The following is a 25697-nucleotide window of genomic DNA, read 5'->3' as shown; positions in this document are numbered from 1 at the left end:
CGGCACCCCAGCTCAGCTGCAGGGTCAGTAGTAAACTGTGATTCCGGTAGGCCCCATTCGCCTACTGTTGCCGTTGCCGTTGCCGTTGCCGTTGCCGTTGCCGTTGATCTTGATCTTGATCTTGATCTTGATCTTGATCTTCGCGACTTCAGGAGGCCGAACGCAGGTCTTGCGGAGGCAGGTGACGGGCATGGATGCCCGTCAAGCGCTGAGGCCCCAGGATGGGGCCTTCGGCGCGGTCCTGCCGGGAGCAAGGCCGGAGTGAGGGGACCCCGGAGCGCAGCGCAGGGGCCGGATGATGGGAGCGCAGCGTTTTTTGGTTACTTTTTGTCGCGTTTGACAAAAAGTGACTCGCCGTAAGGGCGAAAAGGTGAGTCAGCGTCGCCATCGCAAATGGACTGTTCGCTGAGTCAAAACAGACGAGTTGCTTCTTGCTTCTTGCTTCTTGGATGTGGGCATCCACATCGAGTAGGTATTCATTCACGAAGGTGGCGCATAGTCACCTTTCCGCCCTTACGGCGGGTCCCTTTTTGTCGTGGCAAAAAGGAACCAAAAACCGTCGGCTCCCATCATCCGGCCCCTACGCTGCGCTCCGGGGTCCCCTCGCTACGGTCTTGCTCCCGGGAGTACGCGCCGAAGGCCCCATCCATGGGGCCTCAGCGCTTGACGGGCATCCATGCCCGTCACCTCCCTCCGCAAGCCCTACGCTCGGCCTCCTGAAGTCGCAATCTGCGTCGCCTGAACTATCGCGCACTTAGAAGCAAAAGCCACGGCAACGGCAACGGCAACGGCAACGAACCGAGTCTGATCAACGGTCCTTGAACTGTGCCTCGCGCTTGGCGATGAATGCGGCCATGCCTTCTTTCTGGTCTTCGGTGGAGAAAGCCGCATGGAAGACCCGACGCTCAAAGCGTACCCCCTCGCTGAGGGTGACTTCAAACGCTCGGTTGACGCTCTCCTTGACCATCATGCTCACCGGAATCGACTTGCTGGCAATGGTCGCCGCCACCTTCAGCGCCTCTTCCACCAGCTCTGCCTGCGGCACGATCCGCGCCACCAAACCTGCACGCTCGGCCTCTTCCGCCCCCATCAGGCGACCGGTCAGGCAAAGCTCCATGGCCTTGGCCTTGCCCACCGCACGCGTCAGGCGCTGGGTACCGCCCATGCCCGGCAGCACGCCCAAGTTGATTTCCGGTTGACCAAACTTGGCGTTGTCCGCAGCGAGGATAAAGTCGCACATCATCGCCAGCTCACAGCCGCCGCCCAAGGCAAATCCAGACACTGCAGCAATGATCGGCTTACGGCGATTGGCAATGCGGTCGGCGTCGCTGAACAGGTCGTCGACGTAGATCTGCGGGTATTGCAGCTCGGCCATTTCCTTGATGTCGGCGCCAGCGGCAAAGGCTTTGGCCGAGCCTGTCAGCACCACGCAGCCGATGTTCGGGTCGCGCTCGAGCTGGTCCAGGGCCTGGTTGATCTCGCCAACAATCTGCGCGTTCAACGCATTGAGCGCCTGCGGGCGGTTGAGGGTGATCAGGCCGACCTTGCCGTGGATGTCCAACAGGATGGTTTCGAATGCCATGCAGTCTGCTCCTTCAAAGATTGCGCGCAATGACCATGCGCTGAATGTCGCTGGTGCCTTCGTAAATCTGGCAAACCCGAACGTCGCGGTAGATCCGCTCCAGCGGGAAGTCACTCAGATAGCCATAACCGCCCAAGGTCTGCAAGGCATCCGAACAGACCTTTTCGGCCATTTCCGAGGCAAACAGCTTGGCCATCGATGCTTCCACCAGCGCCGGGCGCCCCGCATCACGAAGGGCGGCGGCGTGCAATACCATCTGCCGGGCAACAGAAATTTTCGTCGCCATGTCGGCCAGGCGAAACGCCACGGCCTGGTGCTCGATCAGCGATTTGCCAAAGCTCTGGCGCTCGTTGGCGTAGTCACGCGCCACTTCGAACGCCGCGCGGGCCATACCCACCGCTTGGGAAGCGATGCCGATACGGCCGCCCTCAAGGTTGGCCAGGGCGATCTTGTAGCCTTCCCCCTCTGCTCCCAACCGGTTGGCCACTGGTACGCGCACATCGTCGAAAACGATCTGGCAGGTGTCGGAGGCGTGCTGGCCAAGCTTATCCTCGACCCGCGCTACCTGGTAGCCCGGCGAATCGGTCGGCACGATGAAGGCGCTGATGCCACGCTTGCCAGCCTCCGGGTCGGTGACTGCAAACACGATCACTACCCCGGCGTTCTGCCCCGAGGTAATGAACTGCTTGCTGCCATTGAGCACGTAGTGGTCGCCCTCCAGGCGTGCGCGGGCCTTCAGGCTGCTGGCATCGGAGCCAGCCTGTGGTTCGGTCAGGGCGAAAGCACCGAGCATCGCACCTGTCGCCAGCGGGGTGAGGAACTGCTTTTTCTGCTGCTCGTTGCCGAAGCGCAGAATCGGCACGCACCCCACCGAGTTGTGCACGCTCATGATGGTCGAGCAGGCGCCATCGCCCGCAGCGATTTCCTCCAAGGCCATGGCATAGGCCACATAACCGGTGTCGCTACCGCCCCACTGCTCCGGCACCAGCATGCCGAACAGGCCCAGTTCGGCCATTTCGTCGATGGCCTCTTTCGGGAAGCGATGGTCCTTGTCCCATTGCTCGGCAAACGGCTTCAGGCGCTCCTGGGCGAAGGCACGTACCGCGTCGGCGATCTGTTGTTGCTCGTCAGTTACCAGCATGGTTCACCTCAGTACAGGCATTCAACAGCCATGGCCGTGGCCTCGCCACCGCCGATACAAATGGCCGCCACACCCCGGCGCAGATTGTTCTGGCGCAAGGCTGACAACAGGGTGACCAGAATACGTGCGCCAGAAGCGCCGATCGGGTGACCGAGGGCGCAGGCGCCGCCGTGGATGTTGACCTTGTCGTGTGGCAGATCGAGGTGTTTCATGGCCGCCAGGGTGACCACGGCGAAGGCCTCGTTGATCTCGAACAGGTCGACTTCGGCCAGGTTCCAGCCGGTGCGCTTCATCAGTTTGTCGATCGCGCCAATCGGGGCGGTCGGGAACAGCGCCGGGGTGTCGGCAAAGGCGGCGTGACCGTGGATGACGGCCAATGGTTTGAGGCCACGTTTGTCGGCTTCGGAGCGACGCATCAGTACCAGCGCCGCAGCGCCGTCAGAAATCGAACTGGCGTTGGCCGCCGTCACGGTGCCGCCCTCACGAAACGCCGGTTTGAGCTGCGCAATCTTGTCCAGGCGCGCCTTGGGTGGCTGCTCGTCATCCTTGATGACACGCTTTTCCTTGCCCTCGGTGACTTCCACCGGCACGATCTCGGCGGCAAAACGGCCACTGCTGATGGCGTCCTGCGCTCGGGTCAGCGAGGCGATGGCGAACTGGTCCTGGGCCTCGCGGCTGAAGGCATTGGCCTGGGCACAGTCCTCGGCGAAGGTGCCCATCAGGCGGCCTTTGTCGTAGGCATCTTCGAGGCCGTCCATGAACATGTGGTCGATGATCTTGCCGTGGCCCATGCGGTAGCCACCACGGGCTTTGTCCAGCAGGTACGGCGCGTTGGTCATGCTTTCCATGCCGCCCGCCACTACCACGTCTGCGGTGCCGGCCAGCAGCAGGTCATGGGCCAGGATCGCGGCTTGCATACCCGAGCCGCACATTTTGTTCAGGGTGGTGCAGGTGGTGTGCTTGTCCAGCCCGGCGCCCAGCGCAGCCTGGCGTGCCGGCGCCTGGCCCTGGCCGGCCGGCAGCACGCAGCCGAACAGGACCTGCTCGACACTGGCGGCATCGATGCCGGCACGTTCCACGGCACCACGAATGGCCGCGCTGCCCAGTTGCGGCGCAGTCAGGCTCTTGAGGTCGCCCTGCAACCCGCCCATGGGCGTGCGCACGGCGCTGACGATAACGATGGGATCATTGGCGAGGGTCATGTTCGCTCTCCTTACTTGGCAGCCATGCGCAGCGCACCGTCGAGGCGGATGACCTCACCGTTGAGCATGCTGTTCTCGATGATGTGGCGGGCCAGCGCGGCGTATTCCTGCGGGCGGCCCAAGCGGGGCGGGAACGGCACGCCGGCAGCCAGCGAAGCACGTACCTCTTCGCTCATGCCGGCCATCATAGGGGTTTCAAAGATGCCCGGGGCGATGGTCATCACACGGATGCCGAAGCGCGCCAGTTCGCGCGCGGCCGGCAAGGTCAGGCTGGCAATGGCCCCCTTGGAGGCAGCGTAGGCGGCCTGGCCAATCTGGCCGTCATAGGCGGCAATGGAGGCCGTGTTGATGATGACCCCACGCTCGCCGCTCTCATCGGCAGCCCCTTCGGCCATGGCCGCCGCAGCCAGACGCAACAGGTTGAAGCTGCCGATCAGGTTGACGTTGATGACCTTGGCGAAGCTGGCCAGGCCATGCGGGCCCTGCTTGCCCAGTACCTTCTCGGCACCGACGATGCCGGCACAATTGACCAACCCATGCAAGCTGCCAAAGGCGCTGACAGCTGCATCGACAGCCGACTGGGCCGCCTGCTCGTCACTGATATCCGCCACGGCGAAACGGGCGTTGTCGCCCAGCTCGCGGGCTTTGGCTTCGACAGCCGGGGCATTGAGGTCGACCAGCATGACCTTGGCGCCAGCCTCGACCAGCATCTGTGCAGTCGCGGCACCCAGCCCGGAAGCGGCGCCGCTGACGATGAAATGTTTATTGGCGATGTGCATGAGTACTTTCCTTTCAGACGCTGACAGGGGTGGCCTGGTGCGCTTGTTGTTTGGCGACTTCCTGGTTACGCAGGATGAAGCGTTGCAGCTTGCCGCTCGGGGTCTTGGGCAGCTCGCTGACGAATTCGATTTCCCTGGGGTAAGCATGTGCGTAGAGGCGCTGGCGTACGTGCTGGCGCAAGGTTTCTTCCAGCTCGACGCTGCCGGCATAGCCACTGGCCAATACCACGAACGCCTTGATCAGCTCGGTGCGCTCCGGGTCTGGCTTGCCGATCACCGCTGCCTCGATCACCGCCGGGTGCTCGATCAACGCGCTTTCCACATCGAACGGACCCACCCGGTAACCGGAGGTGGTGATCACGTCGTCGCTGCGGCCAACGAAGCTGATGCTGCCATCCAGGTTCAGCTCGACAGTGTCGCCGCTGAGGTAGTACTTGCCGACGAAAGCTTTGGTCGGCAGACCGTGGTAACCACCGAACCAGCACAGCGGCGACTGCTCGCGGTCAACGGCGAGGATGCCTGGCTGGCCGGCTGGCAGTTCGTTGCCTTGCTCGTCCAGCACCACGATGCGGTGGCCGGGGATGGCATAGCCGGCTGAGCCCAGGTGCACCGGGTGCTGCAGGCCATGGTGGTTGCACAGCACCATGCCCAGTTCGGTCTGGCCGTAGTGATCGTGAATGGTCACGCCCAGCTCGTCGGCGAACCAGCGGATCACCTCGGGGTTAAGCGGTTCGCCGGCACTGCTGACCACCCGCAGGCGGCCCTTGATCGGTGCCGAGAAATCTTTGCCCGCCGCAATCAGCAAGCGATACGCGGTGGGCGAGCCGGCCAGGTTGGTGATACCCAGCTTGTCGATCACCCGGGCGCAGCTCTCGACACTGAACGGGCCATCGTAGAACGTGGTGGCGTGCCCCAGCGACAACGGACCGGTAACGGCGTAATACAAGCCGTAAGCCCAACCCGGGTCGGCCAGGTTCCAGAAGTTGTCCTCGGGCAGCAGCTCGATGGCATCACGCATGTAGCCCTGAAACGCGACAATCGCACGCAGTGGCACTTCCAGGGGTTTTGCCGGGCCAGTGGTTCCAGAGGTGAACATCAGCAGGAACGGATCGTTGCCTGAGCGCATCACCGGCTCGCATACATCCGCTGCGCGCTCCAGGCATTGCTGGAAGTCCAGCTCACCACTGCGGGCCTTGACAGTGATGATGGTCGGACAGGCGTGCACCTCGTCCAGCTTGGCGCGGTTGTGGCTATCGGTGACCACCACTCGGGCATGGGATTGCTCAAGCCGGTGCTCGATGGCCTTGGGGCCGAACGCGGTGAACAAGGGCTGGTAAACCGCCCCGAGGCGCCAGGTAGCGAGGATGGTCACCAGCAATTCGGGGGTGCGCGGCATCAAGCCGGCAACCCGGTCTCCGGCGCCTACCCCCTGCGCCCTTAGCACATTGGCGAACCGGGCAGCCTGCGCCTGAAGCTGATCGAAGCTATAACGCGCGCTGTTGCCATCGCGGTCCTCATGAATCAGCGCCAGCTTGCCGTCACCGGCATGCCGGTCACAGCATTCGACACAGGCATTAAGGGCTTCAAGGTTGCCGTGCAATGCCGCCACAACGGCCTGGTCATGGGCAAACGTACGAGCGGCCTCGGCGTAATCGCGCATCATCGGACTCCTGGTTTCTTGTTTTTGGAGTTGAAGCATCGGTCCGACGATGTTCGCGCCGCTCATGCGCGGCGGCAATGGCCAAAGCTGTCAATCTGGATGACTGGTTTGGCCGCCGCCCATCACCCCTCTGCGCGCTCGGCTGCACGCAGATAGGACTGGGTGAGCCCTGCGACCAGGCGCTCGACATCAAGGACCTGCTGTTCCTGCAGCCGCCGTAGTCGCTGCTCGAAGGCCGCCGGCGCCAAGACAGGACGTTGAGCCTGCAGCTCAAGCGTGCGTCGAGTGTAATCCGCACTGAGGGCATCGAACATTTGGTCATGCTGCTGGCGCAGGTATCGGCGCCAGAACGCGCGCTGGCTCAGGCTATCGGTCAGGCCCTCGATGGTCTGCGCGCGCGTAACCCGCAGGAATGCATCCTCTACCTGGGCCTGTGTCAGCGCGACAGCATCGGGATAGCGCATGGCATGCGGCTGGTTGGGCAACCGCAAACGGCTACGAAGTTGCACCCTGTAAGCCAACCCCAATGCCAACTGGTCAACATGTTCACTGGCAGCCAGACGCTGCCGGCCATCCCGGTAGGCTATCCCTTCCAGTTGATCCAGCCGGAACAGTTGCCTGCCCAGCTCAAGCAACTCGCCCCTGCGTTCAGGGTTGACTGCGGCGGCTTCGGCCTGCGCCTGCCTTACCAATACCTGCAATGCACTGAAATGGCTGGCAACGGCGTCCGAACATGACAGCGGCAGGCCGGCCCGCTCAAAGATCCGCCGGCACAGCACCGGGTCGCCGTCCAGCGCACCCAGCAGTGTCCATACGCCGTCAACCAGCGCATCCCGCCCTTCACCCGCTTCGCTGCAGTCCGCTGTCATTTCCAGGCGAGCCAACAACCTGAACAACCCGCTGCTACCCGCTTGCTCCAGCAACCGCAGCCACATGTCCTCCCGCTCGGCCCGAACCGTCGCATCCGTATGGCCTACCCAACGCGTACGGGCCCTGACCAGGTCAACTGACCCCAACTGCTCAGGCGAGTGCCGGTGTTCTTCGATCACATCGAGTGCATACAACCTTCGTTGCTGCATGACCGACAAGGGGTTGTCCTCTATCAGGATGGCGCGTCGAAATGCATAAGGCATCAGCTGAATCTCGGTGGGCACTTCGCGGAGTTGGTTGTTGCGCAGGTCAGCACGCTCGAGTAGACCACAGAGTTCCAGGCGACGCGGCCAACTACCCAGGCGACAATGACGCAGGTTCAGACTTGTCAGCCGAGAAAGTTGGTGGAAACTCATGTCCAGCGCTTCCAGCCGGTTATGACTGAGATCAAGATGCGCAAGGTTGGACAAACCATGCACAACGCCGATCGCCTGGGCATCGAGGCGTATCTCGTTATGCGCCAACCGAAGCGATTGAATATTCGGTAAATAGGCAATGCCTGTTGGTAGACGCATCAACGCGTTGTTGTTGAGGTTCAGGTGCGTCAAGGCAGTGAACGGGCGAAGGAAGTCGGCCGGAATGTCAGTGATCAGGGTGTCGGTCACGCTCAGCAGGGTAATGCGATGGAAATCGATGTGCGGCGGTAGTGCCGGCAGTGTGCGCAGACTCAAACCACTCATCGACAAGCGCTGCCCTTGTGTTTGCCCTCCGCCGACCGAAACAGGCTCGCCCTGCAGTCGCCAGGCTCGCAGGATGCTGTCGGCCGCCAACCTGCGGGCGGCTTGCCGACCTTGCTGCAACTCGGCACCGACCCAGCGATTCAGGTATAGCACCAGTTGGTCATGTGCTTCCTGCAGTTCGACCAGGCGCTCGAAGACTGGCTGCGAACCTTGCTGCACACGCGCCAGCTCTAAATCGAGCGCTGCCTCGTCCAGGCCAGGATAAAGCGACCGTAGCTGGTCACGAATGATCACCCGCTCATCTCTGGGTGCAGCGCCAGGGCGGCCACTTAGCGGGTATCCCACGCGCCCATCATCCATGCGACGCCCTGGATTGAGCCAGGGCTGCTCCTCTGGCCAGCCGAGCATGCGCGCGATATCCCAATGGGAAGCGGGTAATCGCGCCAGAAGCTTCTCGCGCAGTTGGCTCGCCGCCGCGCTGCCCACCAGTTGCATCGCTGCCCGCTGCTCCGACGTAAGTGCGGTAAATAGCGCCTCGAAGATACATCCAGGCTCGTCAGCGATAAGCTCGTGTGGCACACCTGACCCGTTGTAGATCAGAAACCTGCCTTCATGCCGGACCACTATTCTTTTTGCTTCGGTTTGCCCGCCGCTACCGAGGCGCCTGATAGACCGCCCCTCCAACCCGCCGTCACGCAAGTCGAGGTCAAGTTGCTCGAGTTCGAAGCTATCCAGCAACGCAAGGGCCAACTCGCCGGTGACATCACTGTACGCTGTGCTCAGATACAATCCCGCCAGCCCCCGGCTCAGGCGAGCCAGACGCAAGAGCGAACGGGCGTTGTTCGCGCACGGCAATGGCAGCCGCCGCTCGACCCGCGCCATTTGGTGCTCAAGCTCATGCGCTTGGCCGGTTACTTCATTTATGTAGGCCGAAGGCAAACCCGGGAAGTCCCGCTTGACCAACATGCTCAGCGGGTCTGCTGCAAGTGACTGCTCTGTCAGGTGGGCAAACAATGGCGGCCGCAACCCGGCCTCATGCACCTGCATCTGCTCCAGTCCGGCGCCCACGCCAGGCCTTGCTTCACACCAGGCCAGCAGTTCACTGTCCGCTGGCATCAACGCCTTCAGCCGAACACGCTCGAAAAACGTTTGAATGCGCGCATGCGCCTGGAAAGCACGCAAGGTTTGACCAAGGCTCACCGGAGCCGGGCGATTCTCCACGAGAACGCCGCGTAACAGGTCTTCATCGATACCTGCCACCCGCATTATCTGCTCGGCCTGATGCGCGTCGACAGGGGGATGCTGTGGCCATAATGCATCCAGCATGCGAGCAGGCGCCTGCCAGCTTAGTGGTTGCTCACGCATCAACTGCCAGCCACGCTCACCGTTGTGCAGCACGACCGGCCCGTAGCCGCCCTCACTCGCAGCATGGCGCAGGCGATAGGGGCCATCGGCGACAGGCTGATGCACTTCGAAGTAGCGTCCATCGATACGGACCCCGCGGTGGCCTGTCTCGCCATTGCGTCCCTCTCCGAGCAGATCGATAGGGTCCGGCAATGATCGATAATTCCTGGCGTTGAACTGCCACAGGCGACCCTGCCCGTTCCCAAGGCTTACCGGCTCCAGGCTCGCGACAAACGCACTGCGCACAAAACTGACACCCGCCACCGTCGCCGCGGTGGCCGCCAAGGTTTCGGCGACCCCCAGCAGATGCTGCAGCGCTTCGTGTTGGTGCCCCTTCGACCAGTCCCTTGCCCCTTCGAACACTTCAGCGCAAGTCTGGGTAACCACCTGACCCAGCAGCACGCCCCCCACAGCCGGGATGAAAAGGCCGGCGAGGTTTACCAGGTCCAGACCTGCCGCCTTCCACTCAGCGTGCCTGGCGCTTACCGCCCGGCTATCAGCGTCAGCGGTCGGTACCAGCAGCAACCGGGCATCTTCCTTGACCTGTTGCACTTGCCGAGTAGCCAGTTGCGTGAAGATCCCCCCTCCAGGTGTTTCACCCTCAAGCTCCAGGTCCGGCACCTTGTCTTTCAAGCGCTTGCCAAGGGTACTGACAAAACCTGCACGGTGCTCAAGGCTGATGAGCTGCGTGAAGTACTGCCAGTAACCCGGATCTTGCAACAACATCGCCACGGTATTGTTCATGGAGGGGGCATTGTCGAAGAACCGCAATGCCTGCCGGGGATCACCAGGCAGGTAAAGTACGATGCCCCGTTCATTTCCCGCCTTGTCATGCAGGTGGATCAGCAAGCCATCGACCACAGGTTGCCCTATTGCCCTCAGCAGCATGGGTTTGCATTCGAGCCCTTGTTGTCGCTTCTCCTGACCGTGGTCCACCACCTCACGCAAGGCAAGCTGCACATCGACGCTTATGTTTCCCTGCAAAGCCGCTAGTTCGGTCGCCAGCTTCAACCCCGAACGTTTGTCTTCAGCCAGCATCGCCTGGGTCGCTGGCTGGAAGACCCGTTGCAACGCGTCCTGATAGCGCTGACCAACGTCCAGATCACGACAGGCGGTAATCAATGCCTCCAGCGATGCATTCAATGGTTTATCGCTGCCTGGCAAAACCAACCCCGTGCCCTCGTAGTAGCGGGTGTTCGCAGCAAAGTTGCGCATCAGCCGCAGTAACCCATTTTCACGCGTCTGGCTGTATGCGTATGTCTGTTGCAAGGTACCTGGCAATGTGCCGAAGCGCGGCGCGACCCGCAGCCATTCGAGCTGGGCAAATACCTGCCCGTCCGGCAACGGTGCATCCAGCAAAGCCGCCAGGTGTTTCTCGGCAAACTGCTGGAGCGGCAGTAGCTCGAGCGTCAGGCCACTCAAGCGTGCCTGGTTGGCATGGTGCGCGTTCAGCGTGGTGCGCAGTGTGTTGATCTGGCCCCTTGACGCGCGTTTGAGCCACTCAGGTAATCGGGCACCTATGAATGGGTCATGGGCAGTAGCGTTGATGTTCATGGTGGGTTCCACAGCTATTGGCGAAGCCAACCATGTTGTTCAAATGCCGGACCAGGATGCAGGGGGAACGGGTTCGATCGGCGCCTGCTCGGTAAGCCTTCTGGGCCCGCGCGGTAATGCACTACAGCGGGAAGTGTTCGCCCTTCAGTGCCCAGCCCCTCGCGCCTGGATCAATGCCCGATAATGCCCTGGGTTGCAGCCGAACCACTTGCGAAATGCCTTATAGAACGAGCTGCTGTCGGCAAACCCCAAGCGCTCGGCAAGCTCGCCCATGGCCACGTCTTCCTGGCTTAGCCAGGCGATCGCCAGCTCCCGTCGTACGCTGTCCTTCAAGCCCTGGTAGTTCTGCCCCTCTTCTGCCAGGCGCCGCCGCAGGGTCGATGGCGACAGGCACAGCTGCCGGGCCAGGCTGTCAGCATCAGGCCATTGCTCAGGGGCCAGGCGCAACAGGTCGGTGCGGATACGCCGCCCGAGGCTGGCCGGGTCACGGTACTTGACCAGGATATTGCCCGGCGCTTCGGCCAGAAAACGCTGCAACTCCTCCTCGCTGCGGCGCAGGGGCAAGTCGAGGCATTGCGAAGCAATGATCATGCGTGTGCGTGGACGCTCAAAATGCAGGTTCTCCGAAAACATGACCCGGTAGTCGTCGCAAAAGGGGGGTTCGGCACAACGCAGATCGATGCTCAGAATCGGGATGCGCCGCCCGGCCAGCCAGCAAGCCACACCATGCACGATCATCCAGAACGTGAAATAGGTGAACGCGCGGCGCGGTTCGTCACGCGGTTCATTGATGACAATTTCGGCCAGGCCTTCCTGGCGCACCAGGCTGGGCTGCATGTCTTGAAGCATCAGCGACAGAAATGCCAGCGAGGTTTCCAGGCCTGCGCCCAGGGTCGGTTGGCCCATGCTGGCACGGCACATGAACGCCAGGCTGCCGCTGCACAGACCGCGCGGGTCCATCGCGAAAAATTCGTCGTTGCAGCGCCGGGCCAGCAAGCGCCACAGGCGGGCATAGGATTCGGCACTGACCCTTGCCTCTGGCAGGTGCAGTTGTTCAACGGCGATGCCCGCCCTGGCCAGCAAGCCACTGTCAGGCTCACCGGCAGGGCAGGTCTGCAACAGCGCTTCGCGCACCAGTTGCATGGAAATGGTGTCTTTGTCGCTCATCGACGGTCCTGTCGGCTGATTGCCGGCCATATTAGGGTGCCCCGCAGCAAACAGCCATCACAGCCCCGCGGCCAGACTCAGGAATGCCTGAATCAGGCGCAGTTCGCGACGACGCTCCAGGCAGCCGATCACGTGTTGGTTGACAAGGCCCTCGCCGGCTAAGGGCCGTGCCACCACCCGGGGATCATTGGCCACTTCAGTGGAAGAAACAACGCCAATCCCCAGTTGCGAGGCCACTGCCTCGGTTACTGCCTCCCGGCTGTCCAACTCCAGCAGTACGCGCGGTTGCACCCCCGCCTTGATACAGGCTTTGTCGAAGGTGCGCCGCGTGGTGGAGCTGGGTTCGCGCAGCACCATGATCTGTTGGTGCAGCGCGGCCAACGGCAAGTCCTCCCGCTCGCTAGCCCAGGCATGCCCCACGGGTAACAACGCACACAGGCGCGACTCACAGAGCGTTTGCAGATGCAGCCCCTTGCGCGGCTCGATTTCGGTCAGCACCGCCACGTCGGCATGCTCGCCAAGCAGCGCAGCCAAGGTCTCCTGAGCATTGCCCAGGCGCAAGTTGACGGTGACGCCTGGGTACCGTTCACGCAGCAGCGCCAGCATAGGCATGACCCGGTGCGGGCCGTCGGCGGCTACCTCCAGGCGCCCGGTCAGCAACTGGCGGTTGGCCTCGAGCATGGCCTGCGCTTCTTCGGCCAGGCCGAACATGGCGCGGGTGATGGCCGCCAGGCGCGTGCCCTCTTCGGTCAGTTCCACGCGCCGTGCGGTACGCCGCAGCAAGGTGATCTGGTAGTGCTCTTCCAGGGCCTTGACGTGCCCGGTCACCGCCGGCTGGCTGATGAACAGGCGCTCGGCAGCACGGGTAAAGCTGCCCTCACGGGCCACGGCGTCGAAGGCGCGTAGCTGGAACAGGTTCATATTTATCGGCCTGACTTATAGCTGGGATAACAACAAACAATTTGATTGATGGCAGCGCGAATTGCAACCTAGGCCCCGTAGTTTCAGCCCACCGCTTGCGAGGAATAACGGAATGAGCAACGCCCCGATTCTGCTGACCCCAGGTCCCCTGACCACATCAATCCGCACCCGCCAAGCCATGCTGGTGGACTGGGGCTCCTGGGACCGTGACTTCAACCAATTGACTGCCAGCGTCTGCGAACAACTGCTGGCCATCATCGACGGCGCCAGCAGCCACCACTGCGTTCCCCTGCAAGGCAGCGGCACCTTCGCCGTGGAAGCGGCCATCGGCACCTTGGTGCCACGCGATGGCAAGGTTCTGGTACTGATCAACGGCGCGTACGGCCAGCGCCTGGCGAAGATCTGCAAAGTGCTGGGCCGCACCTACAGCACCTTCGAAACGGCCGAAGACCAGCCGACCACGGCCGCCGACGTCGACCGGCTGCTGGCCGAAGACCCGGCCATCACCCATGTGGCGCTGATCCACTGCGAAACCAGCACCGGCATCCTCAACCCGCTGCCCGAGATCGCCCAGGTGATCAAACGCCATAGCAAGCGCCTGATCATCGATGCCATGAGCTCGTTCGGAGCATTGCCGATCGATGCCCGCGAAATCCCCTTCGAAGCGCTGATCGCAGCCTCCGGCAAGTGCCTGGAAGGCGTACCCGGCATGGGCTTCGTCTTCGCCGAAAAAAACGCCCTGGCGGCCGCCGAAGGCAACGCCCACTCGCTGGCCATGGACCTGCACGACCAGCACGCCTACATGGCCAAGACCGGGCAATGGCGCTTCACCCCGCCTACCCACGTTGTCGCGGCCCTGCACGAAGCACTGCAGCAATACAACGAGGAAGGTGGCCTTCCGGCCCGCCACCAGCGCTACGCAGACAACTGCAAGACGCTGCTCGACGGCATGGCAGCCATCGGCCTGCGCAGTTTTCTGCCCGCCGAAATCCAGGCGCCGATCATCGTCACCTTCCACGCCCCCACCGATGCCCGCTACCAGTTCAAGGACTTCTACGAGCGGGTCAAGGCCAAGGGATTCATTCTCTACCCGGGCAAGCTGACCCAGGTCGAAACCTTCCGCGTCGGCTGTATCGGTGTGGTCGGGGCGGACGGCATGCAGGCCGCCGTGAACGCCGTGGCCGACGTGCTGCGGGAAATGGAAGTGCTGGACATCTGACGCTTTGCCCACCCCTACTCAGGAACTTGCGCACATGAACTACAACAACCCCACCCAACTGCAAGCGGCCATCCTCGACTGGGCTGGCACCGTGGTCGACTTCGGCTCATTCGCCCCCACCCAGATCTTTGTCGAGGCCTTTGCCGAGTTCGACGTGCAGGTGTCCATCGAGGAAGCCCGAGGCCCGATGGGCATGGGCAAATGGGACCATATCCGCACCCTGTGCGACGTACCGGAGATTGCCGAGCGCTACCGCAAGGTGTTCGGCCGCACCCCGACCGATGATGACGTCACCGCCATCTACAACCGCTTCATGCCGCTGCAGATCGAGAAGATCGCCGTGCACTCGGCGCTGATCCCCGGTGCGCTGGACACCCTCACCGGTCTACGCCAGGACGGCCTGAAGATCGGCTCGTGCTCGGGCTACCCGAAAGTGGTGATGGACAAGGTGGTGGAACTGGCGGCGCAGAACGGCTACATAGCCGACCATGTAGTGGCCACCGATGAAACCCCGAACGGCCGCCCATGGCCGGCCCAGGCGTTGGCCAACGTGATTGCGCTGGGGATTGACGATGTAGCGGCCTGCGTGAAGGTGGACGACACCGTGCCAGGCATTCTTGAAGGCCGCCGTGCCGGCATGTGGACCGTGGCGCTGGTCTGCTCGGGCAATGCCCTGGGCCTGACCTGGGAAGGCTTCCGAGCGCTGAGTGCCGAAAAACTGGAAAGCGAGCGCCAGCGCATCCATGCACTGTTTGCCGGCTCCCGCCCACACTACCTGATCGACACCATCAACGATCTGCCCGAAGTGATTGCCGACATCAACCGACGCCTGGCCAAGGGCGAGATGCCGCAAGCCTTCTGACACCTGCGGTTTCTCTGTATGTGTGTCCGCCACCAATCTGTGTAGGAGCGGGTTTACCCGCGAATGCGGTGGCGGCAGCAACGGTGAACGGCGGGTGGAAATTGGCCAGCAGGCCCGGCCCTTTCGCGGGTGAACCCGCTCCTACACGCGGCCTGTGCCCAACCACCGACCTGTGTCCACCCCCGATCCGGCGTAGGAGCGGGTTTACCCGCGAATACGGTAGCAGCGGCAACGGTGAACGCCTGGTGGAAATTGGCCAGCAGGCCCGGCCTATTCGCGGGTGAGCCCGCTCCTACACGCGGCCTGTGCCCAACCACCGACCTGTGTCCACCCCCGATCCGGCGTAGGAGCGGGTTTACCCGCGAATACGGTAGCAGCGGCAACGGTGAACGGCGGGTGGAAATTGGCCAGCAGGCCCGGCCTATTCGCGGGTAAACCCGCTCCTACGACCGACAAACCTGAGCTAGAACGCTATTACGGCAATTGCATCTGCGGCTTGGTCGCGGCAAAGATCGCCCAACTGGAGACGAACAGCGCCGCGATCAACGGGCCGATCACGAAGCCGTTGAGGCCGAACACCGCCAGCCCGCCAAGGGTCGACACCAGGATCAGGTAGTCCGGCATGCGGGTATCCTTGCCCACCAGGATGGGCCGCAACACATTATCCACCAGGCCGATCACCAGCACCCCGAACGCGGTAAGCACCACCCCTGGCAGTATCGCCCCGGTCAGCAGGAAATACGCCGCCACCGGCGCCCAGATGATGCCCGCGCCCACCGCCGGCAGCAGCGACAGAAATGCCATCAGCACCGCCCACACCAGCGCACTCGGGATGTCCAGCACCCAGAAAATAAAGCCACCCAACGCACCTTGGGTAATGGCCACCAGCACGTTGCCCTTCACCGTCGCCCTCACCACACGATTGAACTTCAACTGCAAACGACGCTTCTGGTGTTCGGGCAGCGGTACGGCCATGCGCACCCGGCGCGCGACGTCCGGGCCATCACGCAGGAAAAAGAACAGCAGGTACATCATGATGCCGAAACTGATCAGGAACTCGAACGTGCCCTGGCCAAAGCTGAACGCCTGGCTGGCCAATACCTGGCTACCCTGGGTTGCCCACTTGGTGATCTTGTCACGCAACCCGTCGAGGTTACCCATGCCCATGTTGTCCAGGCCACGCTGGGCGAATGCCGGGAGCATGTCCTTGCCGCGCTCGACGTAACCGGCGATGTCCAGTTGCCCGCTTTCGATGCGCTGGTACAGCGTGGCGCCCTCTTGTACCAGCAGCGCGCTGGTGATGATCACCGGCAGGATCGCCACAAGCAGGCACACCAGCGTGGAGGTGATTGCGGCAAGGTTACGCCGACGCCCGCAGCGGATCAGCAAGTTACGCTGCAGCGGGGCGAACAGGATGCCGAGGATCACCGCCCAGAAGATTGCGCCGTAATACGGCAGCAGAATCCAGAAGAAGGCAATGGTCACCAGCGCCAAAAGTACTGCCAGGGCTTTGTTCTGTAGCGCGGTTTCGTTCATCGCAGTTCCTCGAATGGCGTATGAGTGATTAGTGCACGCCATCTGGACAAAAGTGCCGCGCTCACTTGACGCAAATCAATACGCACCCTGTCCATCCCCCCTAGCATCGCCGCCTTTTTGCCCCGGTGCGCACATGAACCCTACTGCCAAGCCCGAACTGCTGGCCCCCGCCGGCACCCTCAAGACCATGCGCTACGCGTTTGCCTACGGCGCCGATGCGGTCTACGCCGGCCAGCCACGTTACAGCTTGCGGGTGCGCAACAACGCGTTCGATCACGCCAACCTGGCGCTGGGGATCGAGGAGGCGCATGCCCTGGGCAAGCGCTTCTACGTGGTGGTCAACATCGCCCCGCACAATGCCAAGCTCAAGACCTTCCTCAAGGACCTGGCACCCGTGATCGAGATGGCCCCGGACGCGCTGATCATGTCCGACCCCGGCCTGATCATGCTGGTGCGCCAGCACTTCCCACAGATGCCGGTGCACCTGTCGGTGCAGGCCAACACCGTCAACTGGGCCAGCGTGCAGTTCTGGCAGCAACTTGGCCTGAGCCGGGTGATCCTGTCGCGGGAGCTGTCGCTGGACGAAATCGAGGAAATCCGCCAGCAGGTGCCGGGCATGGAGCTGGAAGTGTTCGTGCACGGCGCCCTGTGCATGGCCTATTCCGGCCGTTGCCTGCTGTCGGGCTACCTCAACAAGCGTGACGCCAACCAGGGCACCTGCACCAATGCCTGCCGCTGGAAATACGACGCCACGCCGGCCACCGAGAACGCCACCGGTGACATCGTGCGCCAAGTGCAGCCCACCCTGGGCCTGGGTGCACCCACAGACCAAGTGTTCCTGCTACAGGAAAGCAACCGCCCCGGCACTGAAATGCCAGCGTTCGAGGATGAACACGGCACCTACATCATGAACGCCAAGGACCTGCGCGCCATCCAGCACGTCGAGCGCCTGGCCTTGATGGGTGTGCATTCGCTGAAGATCGAGGGCCGCACCAAATCGCACTTCTACTGTGCCCGCGCGGTGCAGTCGTATCGCCAGGCGATCGACGACGCGGTGGCCGGGCGGCCATTCGACCGCGCCCTGATGGGCAACCTCGAATCCCTGGCGCAACGCGGTTACACCGAAGGTTTCCTGCGCCGCCACGTGCACGACGAGTACCAGAACTACCAGCGCGGCAACTCGGTGTCCGAGCGCCAGCAATTCGTTGGCGAACTGACCGGCGTGCGCGTCGACGGCCTGGCCGAGGTCAAGGTGAAGAACCGCTTCGCCGTGGGCGACCATCTGGAGCTGATGACCCCGCGCGGTAACTACCACTTCGACCTGCACCGCCTGTGCAACCGTCAGCAGCACGCCATCGAGGTCGCACCGGGCGATGGCCATGTGGTGTATCTGCCGATCCCGGAACAGGTTGCCCTCGACTACGGCCTGCTGATGCGCGACCTCCGCATCGACGAAGCAACAAGCTGACAACACTGTAATGTGCACCTCAGCTACCTGACAGCCGGCGGCAGCGAACATCGTGGCTCTTTTGCATGAGGCCACGCCATGTTGCGCAACCCCTCCCGCCGTACGTTTGTCAAAGGCCTGGGCGCCGCCAGCACGCTGGCGGGCCTGGGGCTGTGGCGCCCGCTGGCCCAGGCCGCCGAAGGCCGAGACCTGGCCGGCCAGCATTTCGAGCTGTTCATTGGCCAGACCCCGGTCAACATCACAGGCCGGCCGCGTACCGCACTGACCGTCAACAACAGCCTGCCCGGCCCGCTACTGCGCTGGCGCGAAGGTGACACTGTGACGTTGCGCGTGCGCAACCGACTGGCGCAGGACACCTCGATCCACTGGCACGGCATCATCCTGCCAGCCAACATGGACGGCGTGCCTGGCCTGAGCTTCGCTGGCATCGAGCCCGGCGGCGACTACCTGTACCAGTTCACCCTGCGCCAGAGCGGCACCTACTGGTACCACAGCCATTCGGGGCTGCAGGAGCAAGCCGGGGTATACGGGGCAATCGTGATCGAGCCACGCGAGCCCGAAACGCACCGCTACCAGCGCGATCATGTGCTGCTGTTCAGCGACTGGTCAGACCAGGCGCCGGAGCAACTGATGGCGACGCTGAAAAAGCAGTCCGACGCGTACAACTTCCACAAGCGCACGGTTGGCGATTTCATCGAGGACGTGGCCGAAAACGGCTGGAGCCCCACCGTCGCCGAACGCACGGCCTGGGCGCGCATGCGCATGAGCCCAACCGACCTCGCGGATATCAGCGCCGCCACCTACACCTACCTGCTCAACGGCCAACCACCGCAAGGCAACTTCACCTGCCTGTTTCAGCCAGGCGAAACCGTGCGCCTGCGGCTGATCAACGCCTCAGCCATGACCTATTTCGACTTCCGCATCCCTGGGCTGAAGCTGACGGTGATCGCCGCCGACGGTTTGCCGGTGACCCCCGTGAGCGTGGATGAACTGCGCATTGCCGTGGCAGAGACCTACGACGTGTTGGTGACCGTGGGTGACCAACCCGCCTACACCCTGTTCGCCCAGAGCATGGACCGCACCGGCTTCGCCCGCGGCACCCTGGCCCGTGCGGCCGGGCTGCAGGCACCGGTGCCAGCCCCCGACCCGCGCCCGGTGCTGAGCATGGACGACATGGGCCACGGCAGCATGGATGCCATGACGGGCATGGACCACGGCAACATGGCCGGCATGAGCCACGCCGCCATGCCGGCCATGCAGCAACACCCGGTCAGTGAAACCGGCAACCCGCTGGTGGACATGCAGACCATGGCACCGCGCCCCAACCTGGCCGACCCTGGCATAGGCCTGCGTGACAATGGTCGCCGCGTGCTGACCTACGCCGACCTGCGCAGCCCCTACCCCGACCCGGACGGCCGCCCGCCATCGCGTGACATCGAGCTGCACCTGACCGGCCATATGGAGCGCTTCGCCTGGTCGTTCGACGGCATCAAGTTCAGCGACGCCGAACCGCTGCGGCTGACCTACGGGGAGCGCGTGCGCATCACCCTGGTCAACGACACCATGATGACCCACCCCATCCACCTGCACGGCATGTGGAGCGACCTGGAAGACGAGCATGGCCAGTTCCTGGTGCGCAAGCACACCGTCGACATCCCGCCCGGCAGCCGACGCGCCTACCGGGTGACCGCCGACGCGCTGGGCCGCTGGGCCTACCACTGCCACTTGCTCTACCACATGGAGAGCGGCATGCTCCGCGAGGTACGCGTCGATGAATGACACCCGCAACCGCAGCATCGTGGCAGGCGTGACGCTACTGACCTTGCTCGCCAGTGAACGGGCGATGGCCGCGGGTTTCGAACACACGAACCACGGCCAGATGGGCCATCAGGCCATGCCCATGAACCATGAAAGCATGGGCCATGGCCAGCCTTCCCTCAGCCAGCCTCGCACACCCCTGCCTGCCATCACCGACGCCGACCGCCGCGCCGCATTCCCGCCATTGCCAGGGCACCAGGTGCATGACCGGGCGCTGAACTGGGCAGTGATCGTGGACAAGCTCGAATACCAGAATTTCGAGAGCAGCAGCGCCCTGAACTGGAACGCCACCGCCTGGGTCGGCGGCGATATCGACCGCTTGTGGCTGCGCACCGAAGGCGAACGCGAACAGGGCAAGACCCACAAGGCCGAGCTGCAGGCGCTGTGGGGCCATGCCGTGAGCCCGTGGTGGGAACTGGTGGCCGGCGTACGCCAGGACTTCAAGCCTGCCAGTGGCCAAACCTGGGCCGCCCTCGGCATCCAGGGCACACCGTTGTATGGCCTGGAGCTGCAAGCCACCGCCTATGCAGGCGAACGGCAACAGACCGCGCTGCGTCTGGAAGCCGCTTACGCTATGCTGCTGACCAACCGCTGGATACTGGAGCCGACCCTGGAGGCCAACCTCTACGGGCGCAACGACGCCGGGCGCGAGCAAGGCGCGGGGCTGGCCGACAGCGAGGTGGGCCTGCGCTTGCGCTACGAGATCACGCGCGGCTTCGCCCCCTACGTAGGGCTCAGTTTCAACCGCCTGCACGGCTCGCGTGCCAGCCAGGCCCGCGAAGACGGCGAAGACCTGGGCCAGACCCGCCTGGTCGCCGGTATCCGCCTGCGTTTTTAAAGGAGTGCTTCACCATGCTGCGCAAACACCTGCTGACCCTGAGCCTGCTGGCCGTCACCGGCCTGGCCCAGGCCGCCGAGACCATCGACGTCTACCGCGATCCCAACTGCGGCTGCTGCAAGGCCTGGATCAGTCACCTGCGTGACAACGGTTTTATCGTCAATGACCACGTCGAGCCAAACATGAGCGCCGTCAAGCAACGCCTGGGCGTGGCGCCGCGCCTGGCGTCGTGCCACACCGGGGTGATCGACGGCAAGTTTGTCGAAGGCCACGTGCCGGCCGAGCAGGTGCGCCTGCTGGCCAAGCGCAACGACCTCAAGGGCCTGGCGGTACCGGGCATGCCCATGGGCTCGCCCGGCATGGAGATGGGTGACCACAAGGATGCCTACCAGGTCATCGGGGTGACCCAGAATGGCCAGGACACCGTGGTCGCCAACTACTGATGCTCAGCCTGGGGGCGCTGTTTCTCAGCGCCTTTGGTGCCGCCACCCTGCTACCGCTGCAATCAGAGGCCGTGCTGGTCGGTCTGTTACTGCGCCAGCCCGAGGCATGGGCCATCCTGCTGCTGGTAGCCACCCTGGGCAACGTGCTCGGCTCGGTGGTCAACTGGCTGCTGGGCCGGGCCATCGAGCACCTGCGCGACAAACGCTGGTTTCCTTTCAGCGCTGCCCAGCTGGCGCGTGCGCAGCAGCGCTACCAACGCTGGGGGCAATGGTCGCTGCTGCTCAGCTGGATGCCGGTAATCGGCGACCCGCTGACGCTGATCGCCGGGATCATGCGTGAGCCGTTCTGGCGCTTCCTGTTGCTGGTGACCCTGGCCAAGGCTGGCCGCTATGCAGTGCTTGCGATGATTACCCTAGGCTGGTTTCACGCCTGGTAACACCTTTCAGGTTTCGCGTGGTCCACTGGCTGTTACAGTCGCCCCAATCAACCCGGCCCTACACGGAGTACCCCCATGCTGCGCGCATCCGCCCTTGCCCTGGCCTGCCTTGCCAGCAGTTCGGCCATCGCTGCCGAGTCGCCGACCTACGGCCCCCAGCTCGAAGGCTTCAGCTACCCGCACCCACTCAAGCATTTCGACTTCACCTCCCAAGGCCAGGCCCTGCAGATGGGCTACATGGACGTGCCCGCCCAAGGCCAGGCCAATGGCCACAGCGTGGTGCTGATGCACGGCAAGAACTTCTGCGCCGCCACCTGGGAAACCACCATCGACGCCCTGAGCAAGGCCGGCTACCGGGTCATCGCCCCCGACCAGGTCGGTTTCTGTACGTCGAGCAAGCCGGCGCATTACCAGTACAGCTTTCAGCAACTGGCCGACAACACCCATGCCCTGCTCGAACGGCTGGGTGTGAAGCAAACCATTGTGCTCGGTCACTCCACCGGCGGCATGCTCGCCACCCGCTATGCGCTGATGTACCCCCAGCAGGTGGAACGCCTGGCAATGGTCAACCCGATCGGTCTGGAAGACTGGAAAGCCCTCGGCGTGCCCTACCGCACCGTGGACCAGTGGTATGCCCGCGAGCTCAAGCTGGATGCCGAAGGCGTACGCGCCTATGAACGCAAAACCTATTACGTCGGGCGCTGGAAGCCTGAATACGAACGCTGGGTGCAGATGCTGGTGGGCCTGAACAAAGGGCCCGGGCATGAAGCGGTGGCGTGGAACTCGGCACTGATCTACGACATGATCTTTACCCAGCCGGTGTACCATGAGTTCAAGCACCTGCAGATGCCGACCCTGCTGCTGATCGGCGACAAGGACACCACGGCCATCGGCAGCGATATCGCGCCGCCGGAGTTGAAGGCCAAGCTGGGCAAGTATGCAGAGTTGGGGCCGCAGGTGGCCGAGCTGATACCCAAAGGTGAGCTGATCACCTTCGAAGGCATGGGGCATGCGCCGCAAATCGAGGAACCGGTGCGGTTCAATCGCACCCTGGTCGAATGGCTGGGCAAGTGAGCCAATGATTGGTCCCCCGTGGGAGCGCACAGGCTTTGGAATTTTGCGCAAGCCCGCTGCTGCCACAGGGTTCCTCTACACGTTCCAGACCAGCGCTTCTGTCCAGCCCAGCTCGGCAAAGTCGCCCGCCCGCAACTCGGCCTCTTCCTCGCAGAAAAACTCATCCAGCTGCGGCGGCCTGACCGCTGTATCACTGAGCATCGCGTGCACCTGCCCACGGTGATGCACCTGATGTTCGAACAGATGCGCCAGCAAACGCAGCCGCTGCTCGCGTTGCACCCGATCAGGCCGCACGACGCTCACATAGCGGCCCAGGTCGCCATCACTCAGCCCCCGGCAGTAGGCGATCAAACGGTGGTCAGCCTGGGCCTGCTCGGCATGCAGGTCGGTACAGGTGGCAAACGGCTGTTCCGGGTCGAAAAAGCGTTCGCCGTCGGCATCGGGCTGCTCGCCGCGCTGCTCGCACTCCAGCATATGCAGGTAGAACCAATCCACCGTCAGCAAATGGTTGAGGGTGGCCTTGATCGACGGGAAGAAGCTGCAACGCGGGGCGACGAACTCGTCCTGGGTCAGTTGCAGGCAGGCCTTGTACAGGCGGTGATTGGCCCAGCCATTGTTATAGGCCTGGGTCAGCAGATGATGCGATAACGGCTGCATGGTCGGCTCCTTTTCAGGCGAAGCGTTGCAGTTGCATCTCCCGCAGCCGGCTCAGGGTACGCTGGTACGGGAACGCCAGATAACCTTGAGTGTAGAGCGCATCGAGCGGCACCTGTGCCTCCAGGTACAACGCCACCCGGCGGTCATAGCATTCGTCGACCAGGGCGATGAAACGGCGAACCGCATCGTCCTTGGGCGACAGCGCAGGCAGTTCACGGTCGCCCGCCACTACCCTCGCCGCGCCATCTTCGGTGCCACGGGCAATACGCCCCGCCCGCTGCTCCCCGCCCAGCGCCGGAATGCCGGATACCAGAATCGAGGAAAAACGGTCACACAAGGCCATGAACTCCATGGCCGCCAGGGGTTGATCGCACAGATCGGTGAAACGACACCAGATAGCCTGCTCACTGCGCCGCACGACTTGAATGTGCCTTGAGCCAATAACCAAAGGCTGATCAGTGCCGGTATCTTCAGGGCTGAGCTGGCGAAACACCTTGCCCAACTGGCTGGCCTGCTCCGCCTCGGCTACCCAATAGCGCTGCCGCGCTTCACCGGGGTGCAGGCGGTGATCCTGCTCGCCCACTACTGGCAGTACCTGCATGTGACGACCAATGGCAGCGATGGCCGGCAGGAACCGCTCGCGGTTGAAGCCATCGCGGTAGAGCTGCTCGGGTGGCTGGTTGGAGGTGGCGACGATCACCACACCCTGATCGAACAATACCTGGAACAGGCGGCCGAGGATGATCGCATCACCGATGTCGTTGACGAACAGTTCGTCGAAGCACAGCACGCGGATTTGCCGCGCCAGCTCTGCCGCCAGGGCCAGCAGCGGGTCGGCGGTGCCGTTGAGCTGAAACAGGCGCTGATGCACCCAGGCCATGAAGTGGTGGAAGTGCTGGCGCCGGCTCGGTATGCGCAGACACTGGTGGAACTGATCCATCAGCCAGGTCTTGCCGCGCCCGACCGGGCCCCAGAGGTAGAGGCCCTGGGTGGGGCGGCCCTGCTCGAGGGACTGGAAGCAGCCTTGCAAGGCCTCGACGACGCGGGCCTGGGCGGGGTCAGCAACGTAGCCCTGAGTGCTCAGGGCTTGCTGGTAGAGGGTTTGGGGGTCGATGGCCATGGCCGCATTCTACCCGACTGCCACCCTCGGTGCAGGAGCGCGTCAGTCGGTCAGGCCGACCTTGAGTAGCGCGCCATCCTTGTCTTCCGTCAGTACATACAGGTACCCATCCGGCCCCAGCCGCACATCACGGATACGCGCCTTCAGGTCACCGAGCAACCGCTCTTCATGCACCACCTTGTCGCCGTCCAGTTGCAAGCGGATCAATTCCTGAGTGGCCAACGCACCGATGAACAGATTGTGGTCCCAGGCCTTGAACGCCGGGCTGTCGTAGAACGCCATGCCGCTGATACCCGGTGACTTTTCCCAGACATGGTGCGGGTCGACCATGCCGTCCACATGCTCGCCCTTGGCCTCGGGGATGGGCAGCAGCGAGTAGTTGATGCCGTGGGTCGCAATCGGCCAGCCATAGTTCTTGCCAGGCTTTGGAATGTTGATTTCATCCCCCCCGCGCGGGCCGTGTTCATGGGTCCACAGCTGGCCGGTCCAGGGGTTGAGCGCGGCACCTTGCTGATTACGGTGGCCGTATGACCAGATCTCCGGGCGCACGTTGTCCTTGCCGACGTAGGGGTTGTCTTTGGGCACTTCGCCGTCCGGCAGAATACGCACGACCTTGCCTTGCAACTTGTCCAGGTCCTGGGCAGTGGGGCGTTGGTTGTTCTCGCCCAGGGCGATGAACAGGTAGCCGTCGCGGTCGAACACCAGCCGCGAGCCGAAGTGGTTACCCACCGACAGCTTGGGCTGCTGGCGAAAGATCACGGTGAAGTTCTCCAGCCGGGCGCGGTCTTCGGACAGCTGCCCGCGGCCGACCGCAGTTCCGGCCTTGCCGTCACTGCCCTCCTCGGCGTAGGACAGGTAGACGGTGCGGTCCTTGCCGAACTCCGGTGACAGCGCCACATCCAGCAAGCCGCCCTGGCCCTCGGCCCAGACCTTGGGTACACCGCTGATCGACGGGCCGACCTTGCCTTCGGCATTGACCAGCCGCAGGTTGCCGGCGCGCTCGGTCACCAGCATGTCCTTGCCGCCGGGCAGGAAGGCCAGTGCCCAGGGATTGCGCAGGCCATCGGCAAGCGTGCTGACGGTCAAGGTACCTTCTTCGCTGGGAAACCGCTGTTCGGCCGCCGCATGCGCCCACAAGGGCAATAGCGCGGCGGCCGTCAGGCTGGCCAGCCAGGGTGTTCGTAGCATGCCGGATTCCTTTCAAG

21 protein-coding genes are annotated in these 25697 nt (G+C 63.3%); 8 read left to right on the top strand and 13 right to left on the bottom strand.

Going from position 1 to position 25697, the window contains the following annotated elements; genetic code table 11:
* Positions 1-24: 24 nt before the first annotated feature.
* The 9 genes from ACYCCG_RS18550 to ACYCCG_RS18510 all read right to left on the bottom strand — a co-directional run bounded on the left by ACYCCG_RS18550 (position 25) and on the right by ACYCCG_RS18510 (position 13020).
* Positions 25-192: a hypothetical protein gene (locus ACYCCG_RS18550; RefSeq protein ID WP_459671433.1), complete on the bottom strand. Its 168-nt coding sequence runs from the start codon at positions 190-192 to the stop codon at positions 25-27.
* A 616-nt stretch (positions 193-808) separates the two neighbouring features.
* Positions 809-1582 (bottom strand): enoyl-CoA hydratase, encoded by a 774-nt coding sequence (locus ACYCCG_RS18545; protein WP_003250095.1) that lies wholly within the window; start codon positions 1580-1582, stop codon positions 809-811.
* Positions 1583-1595: 13 nt separating this feature from the next.
* On the bottom strand, positions 1596-2723 hold the full coding sequence (locus tag ACYCCG_RS18540) for an acyl-CoA dehydrogenase (protein WP_459671431.1): 1128 nt from the start codon (positions 2721-2723) through the stop codon (positions 1596-1598).
* Positions 2724-2731: 8 nt separating this feature from the next.
* Positions 2732-3925 carry an acetyl-CoA C-acyltransferase gene (locus ACYCCG_RS18535; protein ID WP_209964794.1) on the bottom strand — a complete coding sequence of 398 codons (1194 nt, stop codon included), beginning with the start codon at positions 3923-3925 and terminating at the stop codon, positions 2732-2734.
* A gap of 11 nt (positions 3926-3936) precedes the next feature.
* Positions 3937-4704, bottom strand: coding sequence for an SDR family NAD(P)-dependent oxidoreductase (locus ACYCCG_RS18530; protein WP_021785354.1), 768 nt, complete (start codon positions 4702-4704; stop codon positions 3937-3939).
* A gap of 13 nt (positions 4705-4717) precedes the next feature.
* Positions 4718-6364 carry an acyl-CoA synthetase gene (locus ACYCCG_RS18525; RefSeq protein WP_209964792.1) on the bottom strand — a complete coding sequence of 549 codons (1647 nt, stop codon included), beginning with the start codon at positions 6362-6364 and terminating at the stop codon, positions 4718-4720.
* Positions 6365-6486: 122 nt separating this feature from the next.
* A complete protein-coding gene (locus ACYCCG_RS18520; protein ID WP_459671426.1) occupies positions 6487-10932 on the bottom strand; it encodes an NEL-type E3 ubiquitin ligase domain-containing protein in 4446 nt (1481 codons plus the stop codon).
* A 144-nt stretch (positions 10933-11076) separates the two neighbouring features.
* On the bottom strand, positions 11077-12099 hold the full coding sequence (locus ACYCCG_RS18515) for an AraC family transcriptional regulator (protein WP_209964789.1): 1023 nt from the start codon (positions 12097-12099) through the stop codon (positions 11077-11079).
* Positions 12100-12156: 57 nt separating this feature from the next.
* Positions 12157-13020: a LysR substrate-binding domain-containing protein gene (locus ACYCCG_RS18510; RefSeq protein ID WP_176684934.1), complete on the bottom strand. Its 864-nt coding sequence runs from the start codon at positions 13018-13020 to the stop codon at positions 12157-12159.
* Positions 13021-13132: 112 nt separating this feature from the next.
* Here ACYCCG_RS18510 and ACYCCG_RS18505 point away from each other — a divergent pair, with 112 nt between their 5' ends.
* Together ACYCCG_RS18505 and phnX are read left to right on the top strand one after the other, a co-directional pair.
* The gene (locus ACYCCG_RS18505) at positions 13133-14239 is read left to right on the top strand and encodes a 2-aminoethylphosphonate--pyruvate transaminase (protein ID WP_339444690.1); all 1107 of its coding nucleotides are present in this window, start codon (positions 13133-13135) and stop codon (positions 14237-14239) included.
* 34 nt (positions 14240-14273) lie between these two features.
* Positions 14274-15101, top strand: coding sequence for a phosphonoacetaldehyde hydrolase (gene phnX, locus ACYCCG_RS18500; RefSeq protein WP_209964784.1), 828 nt, complete (start codon positions 14274-14276; stop codon positions 15099-15101).
* A gap of 474 nt (positions 15102-15575) precedes the next feature.
* Here phnX and ACYCCG_RS18495 read toward each other — a convergent pair whose 3' ends face one another.
* Entirely contained in the window at positions 15576-16637 is a 1062-nt protein-coding gene (locus ACYCCG_RS18495; RefSeq protein WP_209964782.1) for an AI-2E family transporter, read from the bottom strand.
* 133 nt (positions 16638-16770) lie between these two features.
* On the opposite strand from ACYCCG_RS18495, the gene trhP reads away from it, so the two are divergent.
* The 6 genes from trhP to ACYCCG_RS18465 all read left to right on the top strand — a co-directional run bounded on the left by trhP (position 16771) and on the right by ACYCCG_RS18465 (position 22715).
* Positions 16771-18105 (top strand): prephenate-dependent tRNA uridine(34) hydroxylase TrhP, encoded by a 1335-nt coding sequence (gene trhP, locus ACYCCG_RS18490; protein WP_401100134.1) that lies wholly within the window; start codon positions 16771-16773, stop codon positions 18103-18105.
* Between the two features lie 81 nt (positions 18106-18186).
* Positions 18187-19884 (top strand): copper resistance system multicopper oxidase, encoded by a 1698-nt coding sequence (locus tag ACYCCG_RS18485; protein WP_459671457.1) that lies wholly within the window; start codon positions 18187-18189, stop codon positions 19882-19884.
* Complete coding sequence (locus tag ACYCCG_RS18480) at positions 19877-20761, top strand: copper resistance protein B (protein WP_209964776.1); 885 nt, start codon at positions 19877-19879, stop codon at positions 20759-20761. The genes ACYCCG_RS18485 and ACYCCG_RS18480 overlap by 8 nt, the downstream gene beginning before the upstream one ends.
* 14 nt (positions 20762-20775) lie before the next feature.
* Entirely contained in the window at positions 20776-21204 is a 429-nt protein-coding gene (locus ACYCCG_RS18475; protein WP_176684904.1) for a DUF411 domain-containing protein, read from the top strand.
* The gene (locus ACYCCG_RS18470) at positions 21204-21641 is read left to right on the top strand and encodes a YqaA family protein (protein WP_003248912.1); all 438 of its coding nucleotides are present in this window, start codon (positions 21204-21206) and stop codon (positions 21639-21641) included. Before ACYCCG_RS18475 ends, ACYCCG_RS18470 begins: the two co-directional genes overlap by 1 nt.
* A gap of 75 nt (positions 21642-21716) precedes the next feature.
* A complete protein-coding gene (locus tag ACYCCG_RS18465) occupies positions 21717-22715 on the top strand; it encodes an alpha/beta fold hydrolase (protein ID WP_459671422.1) in 999 nt (332 codons plus the stop codon).
* A 75-nt stretch (positions 22716-22790) separates the two neighbouring features.
* On the opposite strand, the gene ACYCCG_RS18460 is transcribed toward ACYCCG_RS18465, so the two are convergent.
* Genes ACYCCG_RS18460 through ACYCCG_RS18450 form a run of 3 tightly spaced genes read right to left on the bottom strand, consistent with a single transcriptional unit; the run spans position 22791 to position 25680 of the window.
* Positions 22791-23372 (bottom strand): DinB family protein, encoded by a 582-nt coding sequence (locus ACYCCG_RS18460; protein ID WP_176684902.1) that lies wholly within the window; start codon positions 23370-23372, stop codon positions 22791-22793.
* 13 nt (positions 23373-23385) lie between these two features.
* Positions 23386-24492, bottom strand: a complete 1107-nt coding sequence (gene zapE, locus ACYCCG_RS18455; RefSeq protein ID WP_176684901.1) for a cell division protein ZapE — start codon at positions 24490-24492, stop codon at positions 23386-23388.
* Positions 24493-24534: 42 nt separating this feature from the next.
* Positions 24535-25680 carry a PQQ-dependent sugar dehydrogenase gene (locus tag ACYCCG_RS18450; protein WP_459671420.1) on the bottom strand — a complete coding sequence of 382 codons (1146 nt, stop codon included), beginning with the start codon at positions 25678-25680 and terminating at the stop codon, positions 24535-24537.
* Positions 25681-25697 lie beyond the last annotated feature (17 nt).

Source organism: Pseudomonas sp. VEM90 (assembly GCF_054611535.1).
This window is presented reverse-complemented; position numbering and strand designations above follow the sequence as displayed.

Excerpts from the sequence above, each read along its gene's own strand:
- ACYCCG_RS18465 (WP_459671422.1), top strand. The coding sequence starts at position 21,717 with ATGCTGCGCGCATCCGCCCTTGCCCTGGCCTGCCTTGCCAGCAGTTCG.
- ACYCCG_RS18470 (WP_003248912.1), top strand. The coding sequence starts at position 21,204 with ATGCTCAGCCTGGGGGCGCTGTTTCTCAGCGCCTTTGGTGCCGCCACC.
- trhP (WP_401100134.1), top strand. The coding sequence starts at position 16,771 with ATGAACCCTACTGCCAAGCCCGAACTGCTGGCCCCCGCCGGCACCCTC.
- ACYCCG_RS18505 (WP_339444690.1), top strand. The coding sequence starts at position 13,133 with ATGAGCAACGCCCCGATTCTGCTGACCCCAGGTCCCCTGACCACATCA.
- ACYCCG_RS18515 (WP_209964789.1), bottom strand. The coding sequence starts at position 12,099 with ATGAGCGACAAAGACACCATTTCCATGCAACTGGTGCGCGAAGCGCTG.
- ACYCCG_RS18520 (WP_459671426.1), bottom strand. The coding sequence starts at position 10,932 with ATGAACATCAACGCTACTGCCCATGACCCATTCATAGGTGCCCGATTA.
- ACYCCG_RS18480 (WP_209964776.1), top strand. The coding sequence starts at position 19,877 with ATGAATGACACCCGCAACCGCAGCATCGTGGCAGGCGTGACGCTACTG.
- ACYCCG_RS18460 (WP_176684902.1), bottom strand. The coding sequence starts at position 23,372 with ATGCAGCCGTTATCGCATCATCTGCTGACCCAGGCCTATAACAATGGC.
- phnX (WP_209964784.1), top strand. The coding sequence starts at position 14,274 with ATGAACTACAACAACCCCACCCAACTGCAAGCGGCCATCCTCGACTGG.
- ACYCCG_RS18495 (WP_209964782.1), bottom strand. The coding sequence starts at position 16,637 with ATGAACGAAACCGCGCTACAGAACAAAGCCCTGGCAGTACTTTTGGCG.
- ACYCCG_RS18525 (WP_209964792.1), bottom strand. The coding sequence starts at position 6,364 with ATGCGCGATTACGCCGAGGCCGCTCGTACGTTTGCCCATGACCAGGCC.
- ACYCCG_RS18550 (WP_459671433.1), bottom strand. The coding sequence starts at position 192 with ATGCCCGTCACCTGCCTCCGCAAGACCTGCGTTCGGCCTCCTGAAGTC.
- ACYCCG_RS18450 (WP_459671420.1), bottom strand. The coding sequence starts at position 25,680 with ATGCTACGAACACCCTGGCTGGCCAGCCTGACGGCCGCCGCGCTATTG.
- ACYCCG_RS18475 (WP_176684904.1), top strand. The coding sequence starts at position 20,776 with ATGCTGCGCAAACACCTGCTGACCCTGAGCCTGCTGGCCGTCACCGGC.
- ACYCCG_RS18535 (WP_209964794.1), bottom strand. The coding sequence starts at position 3,925 with ATGACCCTCGCCAATGATCCCATCGTTATCGTCAGCGCCGTGCGCACG.
- ACYCCG_RS18545 (WP_003250095.1), bottom strand. The coding sequence starts at position 1,582 with ATGGCATTCGAAACCATCCTGTTGGACATCCACGGCAAGGTCGGCCTG.
- ACYCCG_RS18510 (WP_176684934.1), bottom strand. The coding sequence starts at position 13,020 with ATGAACCTGTTCCAGCTACGCGCCTTCGACGCCGTGGCCCGTGAGGGC.
- zapE (WP_176684901.1), bottom strand. The coding sequence starts at position 24,492 with ATGGCCATCGACCCCCAAACCCTCTACCAGCAAGCCCTGAGCACTCAG.
- ACYCCG_RS18540 (WP_459671431.1), bottom strand. The coding sequence starts at position 2,723 with ATGCTGGTAACTGACGAGCAACAACAGATCGCCGACGCGGTACGTGCC.
- ACYCCG_RS18530 (WP_021785354.1), bottom strand. The coding sequence starts at position 4,704 with ATGCACATCGCCAATAAACATTTCATCGTCAGCGGCGCCGCTTCCGGG.